Origin of the sequence: Streptomyces sp. NPDC050636, from assembly GCF_040654775.1 — a bacterium.
Lineage (GTDB): Bacteria > Actinomycetota > Actinomycetes > Streptomycetales > Streptomycetaceae > Streptomyces.
Genome location: NZ_JBFAIP010000026.1, coordinates 1 through 14204 on the forward strand (window position 1 = coordinate 1; position 14204 = coordinate 14204).

Below are 14204 nucleotides of genomic sequence, written 5' to 3' on the forward strand. Positions count from 1 at the left end.
ACGGGAGGGGCCGGACCGCAGGACGGAGTCCGGAGGTCCGGAACCGCACCCGACAGCCCCGCGCAGCGGCAACAGCCCCGCCGCAAGCACAGCGGCGAGCAACCCCAACGGCGGGACAGCCCAAAACGGCGAACAACCAAAACGGCCCAGGCAAAGCGCAGCGAACCCGCTAAGCGCAGCGAACCGGTAGCAGCCCGACCGCGACCGCCCCCATCACCCCCGCCAACGCGAACACCGTGAAGCCGAGTTGGCCGTTTCCGCTTGCGGCCAGCGTGCCGCCCAGCCACGGGCCGACCACCGCTCCCGTGCGGCCGATGCCGGTGACCCAGCCGATGCCGGTGGCCCGTTCGGGCGCCGGGTAGACGCGGTTGGCCGCCGCGTACACCATCACCTGGGCGCTGAAGAGCACGACACCGGTGGCGGCGACGACCACGTAGGTGAGGGCGAGCGGCAGGTGCGTGCCCAGGAGCAGCGCGCCGGCGGCCGTGAGCAGGAACCAGACGACGGCGATCTTGATGGGGCCGTAGCGGTCGGCGATGGGGCCGGCGATGAACATGCCGGCGATTGCCCCCGCGTTGATGACGAGCAGGAAGCTGACGGAGGACGTGAGGCCATAGCCGGAGGCCCGCATCATCTGGGGCAGCCAGGTGTTGACCCCGTAGATCAGCAGCAGACCGCAGAACGAGGCGAGCCAGAGAAGCGGGGTCGCCCAGCGTGCACCGGGGTGGAAGAGCGCGCGGATCACGTCAAGACGGCCTTTGGCTCCTTGGGCCGGCGCGTCGGCGGGGACGGGGCGGGCGATTCCGTAACGGTCGGCGATGGCATCTGCCTCTGCGGTACGGCCCTTGGCCAGCAGCACGCCCGGCGATTCGGGCAGCAGCCGCAGCAGCAAGGGGGCGGCGACGAACGCGGGCAGCACACCGGCCCAGAAGACCCAGCGCCAGCCGAAGGCGGGGGCGAGGGTCAGGCCCAGCCCCGTCGCGAGCATGCCGCCCACGTGATACGAGGTCATCAGCAGGCCGGTGGCGAGTGCGATCCGGCGCGGCGGCGCGAACTCCATCACCAGGGCGAGGCAGATGGGCATCAGGCCGCCCAGTCCGAGGCCGGCGAGGAAGCGTCCGGCGCCGAACGGTCCGGGTGAGCCCGCCAGTGCGCAGACCGCCGACCCCGCAGAGAACAGCAGCACACTGGCGACCAGGACCGGGCGGCGGCCGAGCCAGTCGGTGCAGGTGCCGGTGGCGAGGGAGCCGATCAGCATGCCGAAGGTGGTCCAGCTGCCGATCGTGCCGGCCGCGCCGGGCGTGAGCCCGAAGCCGGGGTCGTCGAGCATATGCGGCATGACGGCGCCGTAGACGCTGACGTCCATCCCGTCGAAGAACACGGCGAGCCAGCACAGCGCCAGGACGGGCGCGACGGAGCGCAGGGTGTGGCGGCGACTGGAGGGCGCGACAGTGCCGGAGGTGTCGGCGGACGGAGGGTTACCGGTTGGGGGCATGAGGACCTGACCTCGGATTCGCAGGAGATTCGAGATGCGCGGTGTTCGCGTAGTGAACTTTAGTTCGCTCGTTGATGGCAAGGATCATCTGCCCGAGCCCAGGGGCTGTCAATGGCTCGCGCAGGCCATGATGCAGCGGCCGGGGCGCCGGTCATACGACCCACGCCCCGCCCGGTTCATACGCTTCCCGACCGCTCCTCCGTACCGTGTGCGCCATGGCAGCCACCACCCACAAGGTCACGAACCAGCCCCCGCCACTGGTCGGATACGACGTCTTCACCGCCGACCCGGTCCTCACCGAGGGCATCACTCGCTATGCAGCGGACGCCCATATCGCCGAGGTACGGGAGGAATTGAGCCTGCTCGGGCAGGCGGCGGGTTCGGCGCACGCCCAGCGCTGGGGCGAGCAGGCCAACACACATCCGCCGGTCCTCCGGACGCATGACCGTTACGGCCACCGCATCGACGAGGTGGAGTTCCACCCGGCCTGGCACCGGCTGCTCGGCCACGCCGTCACGGCCGGTCTCACCGACGCCTGGTCACGCCCGGACGGACACCTCCGCCGCACCGCCGGGTTCCTCGTCTGGACCCAGGCCGAGGCAGGGCACGGCTGTCCGCTGTCGATGACCCATGCGGCGGTGCCCGCGCTGCGGGCCGAACCGGAGCTCGCGGCCGAGTGGGAGCCGAAGCTGACCTCCCGGGTGTACGACCAGGGGCTGCGGCCGGTCGCCGAGAAGCCCGGTGCGCTGGCCGGGATGGCCATGACGGAGAAGCAGGGCGGCAGCGACGTACGCGCCAATACGACGCGCGCGGAGCCGCTGGCCGCGCCCGGCGAGTACGTACTGACCGGGCACAAGTGGTTCTGTTCCGCGCCGATGTCGGATGTCTTCCTGGTGCTGGCGCAGGCACCGGGCGGGCTGACGTGCTTTCTGCTACCGCGGGTGCTGCCGGACGGCAGCCGCAACGCCTTCCGCATCCAGCGGCTCAAGGACAAGCTCGGCAACCGGTCGAACGCCTCGGCGGAGGTCGAGTTCGACGGGCAGAGCTGGGCGCGCCGGGTGGGCGAGGAGGGGCGCGGTGTGGCGACGATCATCGAGATGGTCGCGGCGACCCGGCTGGACTGTGTCAGCGCCTCGGCGGCGGTGATGCGGCAGGCGGTGGCACAGGCCGTGCACCACACCGCGTACCGGGAGGCGTTCGGCGGACCGCTGATCGACAAGCCGCTGATGCGCAATGTGCTGGCCGATCTGGCGCTGGAGTCGGAGGCGGCGACGACGCTCGCGCTGCGGCTGGCGGCCGCGTACGACGGCGGCACCGAGCGGGACCGGAACTTTCTGCGGCTGGCGGTACCGGCCGCCAAGTACTGGGTGACCAAACGGTGTACGCCGGTGGCGGCGGAGGCGCTGGAGTGCCTGGGCGGCAACGGTTATGTCGAGGAATCGGGGATGCCGCGGCTGCTGCGCGAGGCGCCTCTGAACTCGATCTGGGAGGGCTCGGGCAACGTCCAGGCGCTGGACGTCCTGCGCGCGCTGCAACGCGAACCCGCCGCGCTGAACGCCTTCTTGACCGAGATCGGTACCGCCCGCGGCGCGGACCACCGCCTGGACAGGGCGATCAAGGGGCTGCTCACCGAACTCGCCGACCTGGAGGGGATCGAGGCGCGGGCCCGGCGCCTGGTGGAGCGGATGGCGCTGGTGCTGCAGGGTTCGCTGCTGGTGCGGTACGCGCCGCCCGAGGTCGCGGACGCGTTCTGCGCGTCCCGGCTGGGCGGCGACGCGGGCGCGGCGTTCGGGACGCTGCCGCACACGCTGGACCTGGCGGCGATCGTGGAGCGGGCGCGGCCGGTGACGGACGCTTAGGGTCTGTCCGGTGGATCACGGCCGGGCCCGGTGTCCTCCGGGACTCCAGCGCGACGGCGGCTCCCCGTCACCCCTCAAGGGGACGGGGACAGGGGGTTACCGCCGCCGCGCCGGGGAGGGAGCGGTGCCGCGCCGACTCGGCGCCGCTCCCGGTCTCAGGGCCATCGCGGCGGGTCCGTCGTGGTGCGCCCGCGCAGCGCCGCGTCGATGGCCACGATGATGTCGCCGTCGGGCACGTCCGGCCGGAAGCCGACCAGCACACCCCGCGCCTCGTAGTAGCGGATGACACGGCAGGCCTCGTCCGTCTGCGTCCGGGCGGCGCCCCGCAGATGCACAACGAGGTCCGCGAAGGCCAGCGCGGGCAACAGACCGCCGACGCCGGCCACCCGGTCGAGCAGTTGCGGCGACCCGTCGATGACATAGCCGTCGTCAGGCGGCGGCTGACGGTTGACCAGGACGTCGACGGCGGGAATCCGGGGAATCCCGTAATGGCCGGCCAGCCGGGCGGCGCGCGCGATCCGCGATCCCTCGCACGCGCCGATCACCACGATCCGCGGAGCGACGGCCACCATGGTGAGCCCCCTCCCACACGGTGCTGACTGGGTGCGCGGCCGAGAGCGTCCTTGGTGGACAACCGACAGGTCCCCCGACGGGTGACCGGGCGACCTCGGCGAGGGGACGCCACCGGCCGCGCTCCCCCAGATTCCCCGCACGCGTCATAGGCCACAACGGTTGCAATCCGTTGCAGTGGATCTGCGGAATGGCCCCTCCGGAACGGCTGGGTGACGGCACGATAGGCACCGTCCGAACCGCCCAGGCGATCAGTGCCTGCCAACGGGAGCAGTGTGAGCGAGACACCGATCAACCAGGCCGTCTGGTCGTCCCAGGACATCCGCGAAACGGCGCGCCGGCTCGCTTCGGCCCGTGAGGCCGCGCTCTCCGGCGAACCGCCCCCGGACGGGCCGTTCGACGCGCCCCGCCAGGTGATCGGCGAGTCCTGGCTCCGGGCACTGGGCTCCGGCGTCGACCCGGACCGGGACAGCCGGCAACGCCTGCTGTCCGTCGCGGAGTTGGAACATCGTCGGCAGAACTCCCAGCTGACGACGGTGCTGCCGGTCCTCAACGACGGTCTGCTGGCGACCTCCGACGCGGCGCAGCAGATCATGGTCGTCACCGACGCGGAGGGCCGGTTGCTGTGGCGGGAGGGCTGCGCGCCGGTCCGGCGGATGGCCGACCGGCTCGGCTTCGACAAGGGAGCCGACTGGACGGAAGGTGTCGTCGGCACCAACGCCATCGGCACCGCGCTGGTCGCCAGGCGCCCGGTGCTGGTGCATTCCGCCGAGCATTTCGTCCGCACCCACCATCAGTGGACGTGTGCCGCGGCGCCGCTTCACGACCCGCGCGACGGACGCCTGTTGGGCACCGTGGACATCAGCGGCCCGGCGCACACGTTCCATCCCACGACGCTCTCCCTGGTGTCCGCGGTCGCCCGGCTCGCGGAGGGCGAGCTGCGCACCCGTCACCATCTGTCCCTGGAGCGGCTCCGGTCGAGCGCGGCGCCGATCCTGGCGCGGATCGGCGGGCGGGCGCTGGCCGCCGACGCGAACGGCTGGATCGCGGGGGTCACCGGTATGACCCCGCCGGACCGGGTGGCGCTGCCCAAGGCGCCCGAGGCGGGTCCGCTGTGGCTGCCGCGGTACGGCATGTGCACGCTGGAGCCACTGCCCGGCGGCTGGCTGATCCGCGTCGGGCGGCAGGATCCGGCCCCCGGGCCGAGCCGGGTGCTGCTGGACGTCAGCGGCCGGGACGGCGCGAGCATCACCGTCACCGGGCCGGTCGGGGACTGGTCGCACGAGCTGACCCCGCGCCATGCCGAGCTGCTGTTCGTCCTCGCCGTGCATCCGGAGGGACGCAGCGCCGCCGAGCTCGCCCGGGACCTGTTCGGTGACGGCGGCCGTACGGTCACGGTGCGCGCCGAGCTGTCGCGGCTGCGGCAGAATCTCGCGGGGGTGCTGGCCCACCGGCCGTATCGCTTCGCGGACGGGGTGCAGGTCGAGCTGCGCCTGCCGGACCGGCCGATGCAACTGCTGCCGCAGTCGTCGGCGCCGGCGGTGGCGGCGGCCCGGCGGGGGTGAGGGGCGGGGCCGGTCGCGGGGCGCGCCCGCTCGCGGAAAACCCGATGCGTACGCGCGTTCCCCTCTTATAAGGTGGATCCGCTCTGCAAACAAGCTCTCCAGAAGGCCGTCGCAGAACGGGAGCAGCCCGCGCGAAGCGAACACAGCGATCGCGCGTGGCCAAACGAGTGGGCGACACGACAATCCGTGATCACCCATGCCCTTCTGGAGGACCCCTCCCATGTGTGTAGGCCTTGGCCTTCCCATTGGCGACCCCGCACAGCTGCTGACCTGGGCCCGGCGCGCCGACGCCACCCCGTTCACCGCCGTCGCCCTGCTCGACCGGCTGGTGTTCGGCAACCCCGAGCCGCTGATCACCCTGGCCACGCTGGCCGGTGCCACCTCCCGGATCCGGCTCCAGACCGAGGTGCTGCTCGCCCCGCTGCACCGTACGGCGCTGCTCGCCAAGCAGGCCGCCACTCTCGACCTGCTGTCCGGCGGGCGCTTCACGCTCGGCATCGGGACCGGCGGGCGCCCCGACGACTACCTGGCCGCCGGTGTCGATGTACGCACCCGCGGCCGCCGGCTCGACGAGCAGATGGCGACGCTGCGGCGCATCTGGGCGGGAGGGCCGCTCTCCGAGGAGGTCGGCCCGATCGGCCCGGCCCCCGCGCGGCCCGGTGGGCCCGAGGTACTCTTCGGCGGCTTTGTGCCCGCCGTGGTGGAGCGGGTGGCCCGCTGGGGTGACGGCTTTCTCGGCGCCGCTCTCCCGTCCCACCAGATGGACCTGCTGTTCCGTGATGTGGAGACGGCCTGGTCCCGGGCCGGGCGCACCGGCCACCCGCGGCTGCTGGCCCAGGTCAATGTGGCCCTCGGGCCGCAGCCGGTCATCGACCGCGCCCGCCAGGAACTGCGCGCCTACTACCAGCCGCTCGGCTACACCGACCACATCGTGAACGGGCTGCTCACCACCCGGGAAGAGATCCGTGACGCGGTGGCCGCGTACACGGCGATCGGCGCGGACGAAGTGATGCTCTACTGCTGGTCGCCCGACCCCGGCCAGGTCGACCGGCTCGCCGACGCGGTGTTCCTGCCGGAGGGCGATTGGCCGGGAGTGAGCGAGTAGGCCGGCATTCCGGCCGTGCGGTCGTGATCCATGGCGGGGCGGGCGGCCCGGCGTGGGCGTCGCGCGCCCCACCCGTTCAGCCGCCTGATGTCGCCGCCGTCCCGGCGCGCCCCTAGGGTCTGTCCGGTGGATCATGGCCGGGCCCTGATCCACCGGACAGGCCCTGGCGTGCCGACAGCGGACCATGCACGCAGGGAACCCGACCGCGGGAGGAGCGCGATGAGCCCGATAGGCGAACCGGAAGAGCGGCACCCGGAGACGCCCGGCTCGCACCGCCCCAAATGGGGCGTGATCGCCCTGGTCGGCCTCACCGGCTTCGCCCTGGTGCGCAACGGGCTGTCGGACGAGGCCGACGGGCCGCCGCAGCCGGGCGGCGCCGTCAGGCCGGTCTCGCCCGCCGGCAGCCGCCCCGACGCGCCCGCGCCGGCGCCGCTGCCCCGTTCCGCCGCCGTCCGGGTGGCCATTCCCTCGATCAAGGTGTCCGCCCCGGTCGTCCCCCTGGGCTTGGACAAGGACGGCTGGATCGCCGCCCCGCCGCCCGAGAACCCCCATCTCGCGGGCTGGTACGAGGACGCGCCGTCCCCGGGCGAGAACGGCACCGCCGTCGTCGTCGGGCATGTCGACAATTTCAGCGGCCCGGCGGTCTTCTACGGGCTGGGCGCCCTGAAAAAGGGGAGCACGGTCCGGGTGACCCGCAAGGACGGCAGGACCGCGGTCTTCGAGGTCTACGGCATCCAGGTCTTCGCCAAGAAGGACTTCCCGTCCGAGCAGGTCTACGGCGCTACCGGCCGCCCCGAGCTACGCGTCCTGACCTGCGGCGGCGGCTACTCCGCGAGTGCCGGATACGCGGCCAACGTGGTGGTCTTCGCCCGGATGACAGGGGTTGACTAGAGGAGTTCCACGACACCCCTTGGGCGGCTCTCGCCGATCACGTTTGCGCACCCGCGCCACCGGAATACCGCCCGCTCCCCCTACGTTGTGGCCCCGCAGGGGGCTCTTGCACCCCCTACGGGATCTGTTCGCCCCCACCCTAGGAGCGCGGGGCCCAGCCCCGTGCCCCGGACTTCCGTGTGATGTGCTGACCGCATGAGCCACTCGGTCACCACCTACTACCTCCAACAGACCTCGCCGGCCGATCTGGCCCCCGCCGAGGGACCGCCGGCCGAGCAGGGCGTCCGTATCGTCCGCTCCGAGGTTCCGTCGCCCGAATTCAGCCGCTTCCTCTATACGGCGGTGGGCGGGGACGTCCTGTGGACCGAACGGCTGTCGTGGTCGTACGCACAGTGGTCGGAGTACCTCGGGCGCCCGGGGGTGGAGACCTGGGTGGCGTACGAGCGCGGCACTCCGGCCGGGTTCATCGAGCTCGACGCCCAGCCGGAGGGAGTCGTGCAGGTCGCCTACTTCGGACTGCTCCCGGCGTTCCGAGGGCGCCGGATCGGCGGGCAGCTGCTCGCGCACGGGACCGCGCGGGCCTGGGATCTGGCCGAGCGGTGGCCGGAGCGGCCGAAGACCCAACGTGTGTGGGTGCACACCTGCAGTGATGACGGGCCGTACGCGATGGCCAATTACGAGCGGCGCGGCTTCCGGCTGTACGACACCACGGTGACCGAAGAGCCCGAGGTGCCGGCTCCGGGCCCCTGGTCCGGTGCGGGGCCCGTCGCCCTCGCCGAAAAGTGATCGACGACACATCGTCTCACAGTACGGGACAGCTTTGTCCAAATAATGGATAACGGTGGACTGGCCGGAGAGCGACGTGCCACGCTTCCGTCATGTCTACAGCTGGAATTGCCTTGGTGAGTCGGCGGCACGTCGACCTCGGCCGCATGTCCAGCGCCATTTGTCCGGCGGGCTGACGCTGCACCATCAGGGGCTCCAGCCCCGGCAGCACCAGCGCACCTCACCGTCCCCACCGTCGCGGACGCACTGACACCCCGACCTGTACGACACCCACGACGCGTCGCCACGCGTCGCCTTCAGGTGTGTCCGTACAGGTCACAGCGGGTGTGACCCCGCCCAGCCCGCCCCCTTGAGCCGCCCAGAAGGACGTACACCCATGGCCGCCACCCCAGATCAGCCCGCAGCTGCCAAGAGCCGCCGCAAGGCCGGACGCCACCGCGGCGAGGGCCAGTGGGCCGTAGGTCACTTCACGCCACTGAACGGCAATGAGCAGTTCAAGAAGGACGATGACGGTCTCAATGTGCGGACACGCATTGAGACGATCTACTCCAAGGCCGGTTTCGACTCGATCGACCCCAACGACCTGCGCGGGCGGATGCGTTGGTGGGGCCTCTACACCCAGCGCAGGCCCGGGATCGACGGCGGCAAGACCGCGATCCTGGAGCCGGAGGAGCTGGACGACGAGTACTTCATGCTGCGGGTCCGTATCGACGGCGGCCGGCTGACGACCGACCAGCTGCGCGTCATCGGCGAGATCTCGCAGGAGTTCGCGCGCGGCACCGCGGACATCACCGACCGGCAGAACGTCCAGTACCACTGGATCCGGATCGAGGACGTGCCGGAGATCTGGCAGCGGCTGGAGGCCGTCGGCCTGTCCACCACCGAGGCGTGCGGTGACACCCCCCGCGTCATCCTCGGCTCGCCGGTCGCCGGTATCGCCGAGAACGAGATCATCGACGGCACCCCGGTCATCGACGAGATCCACCGCCGGATCGTCGGCAATCCGGCGTTCTCCAACCTGCCGCGCAAGTTCAAGTCGGCGGTCTCCGGCTCGCCGCTGCTGGACGTCGCGCACGAGATCAACGACATCTCGTTCGTCGGCGTCGAGCACCCCGAGCACGGTCCCGGCTTCGACGTGTGGGTCGGCGGCGGCCTGTCCACCAACCCCAAGCTCGGTGTGCGGCTGGGCACCTGGGTCTCCCGCGACGACGCCGCCGATGTCTACGAAGGCGTCATCTCGATCTTCCGTGACTACGGGTACCGCCGGCTGCGCACCCGCGCCCGCCTGAAGTTCCTGGTCGCCGACTGGGGCCCGGAGAAGTTCCGCCAGGTGCTGGAGGACGAGTACCTCAAGCGCAAGCTGATCGACGGACCCGCCCCGGCGCAGCCCAGCCAGCAGTGGCGCGACCACGTCGGTGTGCACAAGCAGAATGACGGCCGCTTCTACGTGGGCTTCGCGCCGCGCGTCGGCCGGGTGGACGGTGCCACCCTCACCAAGATCGCCGAGCTCGCCGCGGCACACGGCTCGGGCCGGCTGCGGACCACCGCCGAGCAGAAGATGATCGTGCTGGACGTCGACGAGGCGCAGGTCGAATCGCTGGTCGCCGGTCTGGAGTCGCTGGACCTGCGGGTCACCCCGTCCCCGTTCCGGCGCGGCACGATGGCCTGCACCGGCATCGAGTTCTGCAAGCTGGCGATCGTCGAGACCAAGGGCCGCGGCGCTTCGCTGATCGACGAGCTGGAGCGCCGCCTCCCCGGGTTCGAGGAGCCGGTCACCATCAACCTCAACGGCTGCCCGAACGCCTGCGCCCGTATCCAGGTGGCGGACATCGGTCTCAAGGGGCAGTTGGTGCTGGACGCCGACGGCAACCAGGTCGAGGGCTACCAGGTGCACCTGGGCGGCGCGCTGGGCCTGGAGGCCGGCTTCGGCCGCAAGGTCCGCGGCCTGAAGGTCACCGCCGATGAACTCCCCGACTACGTCGAGCGGGTGCTGCGCAACTTCCAGGAGCAGCGCACCGACGGCGAGCGGTTCGCCCAGTGGGCGGCCCGCGCGGAAGAGGGTGCGCTGAAGTGAGCGAGCGAGCGGCGCCCTTCTACTGCCCGTACTGCGGTGACGAGGACCTGCGGCCCTCCGAGGAGGGCTCGGTCCGCGGTGAGGGCGCGGCCTGGGAATGCCGGTCGTGCAGCCGGGCGTTCCGGCTGAAGTTCCTCGGCCTGCTCTCCCAGGGCCTGTCCACTGCCGCCTCACCATCAGCTGGAGACGCGTCGTGACCACTGCCACCGATCTGCCGCAACTCGCCGAGCGGGCCGGCCGCGACCTGGAGGACGCGGCCCCGCTCGACATCCTCAAGTGGGCCGCCGAGACCTTCGGCCCCCGCTTCTGCGTGACCTCCTCCATGGAGGACGCGGTCGTCGCCCACCTCGCGTCGCGCGCCGTCCCGGGCGTGGACGTGGTGTTCCTCGACACCGGCTACCACTTCCCGGAGACCATCGGGACGCGGGACGCGGTGGCCGAGGTGATGGACGTCAACGTCATCACCCTGACGCCCCGTCAGACGGTGGCGGAGCAGGACGCCGAGTACGGCCCCGCGCTGCATGACCGCGACCCGGACCTGTGCTGCGCGCTGCGCAAGGTCAAGCCCCTCGAAGAGGGTCTGTCCGGCTACGACGCCTGGGCGACCGGGCTGCGCAGGGACGAGTCCCCGACCCGCGCGAACACCCCGGTCGTCGGCTGGGACGCCAAGCGCCAGAAGGTCAAGATCTCGCCGATCGCCCGCTGGACGCAGGCCGACGTGGATGCGTACGTCGCCGAACACGGCGTGCTCACCAACCCGCTGCTGATGGACGGCTACGCCTCCGTCGGCTGCGCGCCCTGCACCCGCCGGGTGCTGGCGGGCGAGGACGCGCGGGCCGGCCGCTGGGCCGGCAGCAACAAGACCGAGTGCGGACTGCACTGATGGCAAAGGGTTCGGGAGTGTCTCCCGAGAAGACACGGCTGATACAGCGTCAGGAGATACCGATGACGGGCGCCACGATCTGGCTGACCGGTCTGCCGAGCGCGGGCAAGACCACCATCGCGCGCGAGCTGGCCGGCAAGCTGCGCGGCGAGGGCCACCGGGTCGAGGTGCTCGACGGCGACGAGATCCGCGAGTTCCTCTCCGCGGGCCTCGGCTTCACCCGCGAGGACCGGCACACCAACGTCCAGCGCATCGGCTTCGTCGCCGAGCTGCTGGCGAGCAACGGCGTCAAGGCGCTGGTGCCGGTGATCGCGCCGTACGCGGACAGCCGGGAGGCGGTGCGCAAGCGCCACCAGACCGAGGGCACCGCGTATCTGGAGGTGCATGTGGCCACTCCGGTCGAGGTGTGCTCCGAACGCGATGTGAAGGGCCTGTACGCGAAGCAGGCGGCGGGCCAGATCTCCGGGCTCACCGGTGTGGACGACCCGTACGAGGCTCCCGAGTCGCCCGATCTGCGCATCGAGTCGCACACCCAGACCGTGCAGGAATCCGCGGCGGCGCTGCACACGCTGCTCACCGAGAGGGGACTGGCATGACCACCGTCGCCACTGTGACCGGGGATATAGACAACCCGTACGCCCTGTCGCACCTGGACGCCCTGGAGTCCGAGGCGGTGCACATCTTCCGCGAGGTGGCGGGCGAGTTCGAGCGGCCGGTGATCCTCTTCTCCGGCGGCAAGGACTCCATCGTCATGCTGCACCTGGCGCTGAAGGCGTTCGCACCCGCGGCCGTTCCCTTCTCACTGCTGCATGTCGACACCGGGCACAACTTCCCCGAGGTCCTCGACTACCGCGACCGCGCCGTCGAGCGGCACGGCCTGCGGCTGCATGTCGCCTCCGTGCAGGAGTTCATCGACCGCGGTGAGCTTCGCGAACGCCCCGACGGCACGCGCAACCCGCTGCAGACCGTCCCGCTGCTGGACGCCATCGAGAAGAACCGCTTCGACGCGGTCTTCGGCGGCGGCCGCCGGGACGAGGAGAAGGCGCGCGCCAAGGAGCGGGTCTTCTCACTGCGTGACGAGTTCGGCGGCTGGGACCCGCGCCGGCAGCGCCCCGAGCTGTGGCAGCTCTACAACGGCAAGCACTCCCCCGGCGAGCATGTCCGGGTCTTCCCACTGTCCAACTGGACCGAGCTGGACGTGTGGCAGTACATCGCCCGCGAGAAGATCGAACTGCCCGCCATCTACTACGCGCACGAGCGCGAGGTCTTCGCGCGCAGCGGCATGTGGCTCGCGCCCGGTGAGTGGGGCGGCCCCAAGGACGGCGAGAGCCTGGAGACCCGGCAGGTGCGCTACCGCACCGTCGGCGATATGTCCTGCACCGGGGCCGTCGACTCCGACGCCGACACCATCGAGGCCGTCATCGCGGAGATCGCCGCGTCCCGGCTCACCGAACGGGGCGCGACCCGGGCCGACGACAAGATGTCGGAAGCCGCCATGGAGGACCGCAAGCGCGAGGGGTACTTCTAACCATGAGCACGACCAATGCTGTTGAGAGCGTTGTTGACGCGGGTGCCACCTCGCTGCTGCGTTTCGCCACCGCCGGCTCCGTCGACGACGGCAAGTCGACCCTCGTCGGCCGGCTGCTGCACGACTCCAAGTCGGTGCTCGCCGACCAGCTGGAGGCCGTCGAGCACGCCTCCCGCAACCGCGGGCAGGAGGCGCCCGACCTGGCGCTGCTGACCGACGGGCTGCGTGCCGAGCGCGAGCAGGGCATCACCATCGACGTCGCCTACCGCTACTTCGCCACGCCGCGGCGCCGTTTCATCCTCGCCGACACCCCCGGGCATGTGCAGTACACCCGCAACATGGTCACCGGCGCCTCCACCGCCGAACTGGCCGTGGTGCTGGTGGACGCCCGTAACGGCGTGGTCGAGCAGACCCGCCGGCACGCCGCCGTCGCCGCTCTCCTCCGCGTCCCCCACGTCGTCCTCGCCGTCAACAAGATGGACCTCGTCGACTACGCGGAGCCCGTCTTCGCCGCCATCGCCGAGGAGTTCACGACCTACGCGGCCTCGCTGGGCGTCCCCGAGATCACCGCGATCCCGATCTCGGCGCTGGCCGGTGACAACGTCGTGACGCCGTCCGCCAATATGGACTGGTACGGCGGCCCGACCGTGCTGGAGCACCTGGAGACCGTGCCCGTCGTCGCCGATCCGTCGGACGACCCCGGTCGTTTCCCGGTCCAGTACGTCATCCGCCCGCAGACCGCGGAGCGCCCCGACTACCGCGGCTACGCGGGCCAGATCGCCTCCGGCGTGCTGCGCGTCGGCGACGCCGTCACCGTGCTGCCCTCGGGCCGTACCAGCACCATCGAGGCGATCGACGCGCTCGGCCAGGCCGTGGACGTCGCCTGGGCACCGCAGTCGGTGACCGTCCGGCTCACCGACGACGTCGACATCTCCCGCGGTGATCTGATCACCCCGACCGGCTCGGTGCCGGCCACCTCGCAGGACATCGAGGCGACCATCTGCCATGTGGCGGACCGTCCGCTGACCGTCGGCCAGCGGGTGCTGCTCAAGCACACCACCCGCACGGTCAAGGCGATCGTCAAGGAGATCCCGTCCCGGCTGACGCTGGACGATCTCTCCCAGCACCCGGCGCCCGGCGAGCTGGTCGCCAACGACATCGGACGGATCAAGGTCCGCACGGCCGAACCGCTGGCCCTGGACGCCTACGCGGACTCCCGCCGCACCGGCTCCTTCCTGCTGATCGACCCGGCGGACGGTACGACGCTGACCGCGGGCATGGCGGGCACCGCCTTCGCGGAGGCGGCCGCGGACGCCGCACCGGCCGCCGAAGCGGACGACGAGGGATGGGACTTCTGATAATGCTCAAGGACTTCTTCTCGACCTTCGCGAAGGAGGGCGGCCGTGTAGGCAGCGGCGCCCTCGGGAGCGGCCAGGGCGGAGTCGGCC

14 protein-coding genes are annotated in these 14204 nt (G+C 71.4%); 12 read left to right on the forward strand and 2 right to left on the reverse strand.

Annotated elements, in window-relative coordinates; translation table 11 throughout:
- Nucleotides 1–169 precede the first annotated feature (169 nt).
- Nucleotides 170–1495: an aromatic acid/H+ symport family MFS transporter gene (locus AB0I10_RS20355; protein ID WP_363153917.1), complete on the reverse strand. Its 1326-nt coding sequence runs from the start codon at nucleotides 1493–1495 to the stop codon at nucleotides 170–172.
- Between the two features lie 215 nt (nucleotides 1496–1710).
- On the opposite strand from AB0I10_RS20355, the gene AB0I10_RS20360 reads away from it, so the two are divergent.
- Nucleotides 1711–3354: an acyl-CoA dehydrogenase family protein gene (locus AB0I10_RS20360; protein ID WP_363153918.1), complete on the forward strand. Its 1644-nt coding sequence runs from the start codon at nucleotides 1711–1713 to the stop codon at nucleotides 3352–3354.
- A gap of 155 nt (nucleotides 3355–3509) precedes the next feature.
- On the opposite strand, the gene AB0I10_RS20365 is transcribed toward AB0I10_RS20360, so the two are convergent.
- Complete coding sequence (locus AB0I10_RS20365; protein ID WP_363153919.1) at nucleotides 3510–3926, reverse strand: hypothetical protein; 417 nt, start codon at nucleotides 3924–3926, stop codon at nucleotides 3510–3512.
- A gap of 273 nt (nucleotides 3927–4199) precedes the next feature.
- Here AB0I10_RS20365 and AB0I10_RS20370 point away from each other — a divergent pair, with 273 nt between their 5' ends.
- The 11 genes from AB0I10_RS20370 to AB0I10_RS20420 all read left to right on the forward strand — a co-directional run bounded on the left by AB0I10_RS20370 (nucleotide 4200) and on the right by AB0I10_RS20420 (nucleotide 14114).
- The gene (locus AB0I10_RS20370; protein WP_363153920.1) at nucleotides 4200–5489 is read left to right on the forward strand and encodes a GAF domain-containing protein; all 1290 of its coding nucleotides are present in this window, start codon (nucleotides 4200–4202) and stop codon (nucleotides 5487–5489) included.
- A gap of 220 nt (nucleotides 5490–5709) precedes the next feature.
- Nucleotides 5710–6594: an LLM class flavin-dependent oxidoreductase gene (locus tag AB0I10_RS20375; protein ID WP_363153921.1), complete on the forward strand. Its 885-nt coding sequence runs from the start codon at nucleotides 5710–5712 to the stop codon at nucleotides 6592–6594.
- A 219-nt stretch (nucleotides 6595–6813) separates the two neighbouring features.
- Nucleotides 6814–7485, forward strand: coding sequence for a class F sortase (locus AB0I10_RS20380; protein ID WP_363153922.1), 672 nt, complete (start codon nucleotides 6814–6816; stop codon nucleotides 7483–7485).
- Between the two features lie 195 nt (nucleotides 7486–7680).
- Entirely contained in the window at nucleotides 7681–8271 is a 591-nt protein-coding gene (locus AB0I10_RS20385) for a GNAT family N-acetyltransferase (RefSeq protein WP_363153923.1), read from the forward strand.
- Between the two features lie 92 nt (nucleotides 8272–8363).
- Complete coding sequence (locus tag AB0I10_RS20390) at nucleotides 8364–8447, forward strand: putative leader peptide (protein ID WP_312024626.1); 84 nt, start codon at nucleotides 8364–8366, stop codon at nucleotides 8445–8447.
- Nucleotides 8448–8647: 200 nt separating this feature from the next.
- Nucleotides 8648–10345, forward strand: coding sequence for a nitrite/sulfite reductase (locus AB0I10_RS20395; RefSeq protein WP_363153924.1), 1698 nt, complete (start codon nucleotides 8648–8650; stop codon nucleotides 10343–10345).
- Nucleotides 10342–10542, forward strand: a complete 201-nt coding sequence (locus tag AB0I10_RS20400; RefSeq protein ID WP_363153925.1) for a hypothetical protein — start codon at nucleotides 10342–10344, stop codon at nucleotides 10540–10542. The genes AB0I10_RS20395 and AB0I10_RS20400 overlap by 4 nt, the downstream gene beginning before the upstream one ends.
- The gene (locus AB0I10_RS20405; protein WP_363153926.1) at nucleotides 10539–11228 is read left to right on the forward strand and encodes a phosphoadenylyl-sulfate reductase; all 690 of its coding nucleotides are present in this window, start codon (nucleotides 10539–10541) and stop codon (nucleotides 11226–11228) included. Before AB0I10_RS20400 ends, AB0I10_RS20405 begins: the two co-directional genes overlap by 4 nt.
- Nucleotides 11229–11290: 62 nt before the next feature.
- Complete coding sequence (gene cysC, locus AB0I10_RS20410) at nucleotides 11291–11824, forward strand: adenylyl-sulfate kinase (protein ID WP_363153927.1); 534 nt, start codon at nucleotides 11291–11293, stop codon at nucleotides 11822–11824.
- Nucleotides 11821–12756 (forward strand): sulfate adenylyltransferase subunit CysD, encoded by a 936-nt coding sequence (cysD, locus tag AB0I10_RS20415; RefSeq protein WP_363153928.1) that lies wholly within the window; start codon nucleotides 11821–11823, stop codon nucleotides 12754–12756. Before cysC ends, cysD begins: the two co-directional genes overlap by 4 nt.
- A gap of 2 nt (nucleotides 12757–12758) precedes the next feature.
- The gene (locus tag AB0I10_RS20420) at nucleotides 12759–14114 is read left to right on the forward strand and encodes a GTP-binding protein (RefSeq protein ID WP_363153929.1); all 1356 of its coding nucleotides are present in this window, start codon (nucleotides 12759–12761) and stop codon (nucleotides 14112–14114) included.
- Nucleotides 14115–14204 lie beyond the last annotated feature (90 nt).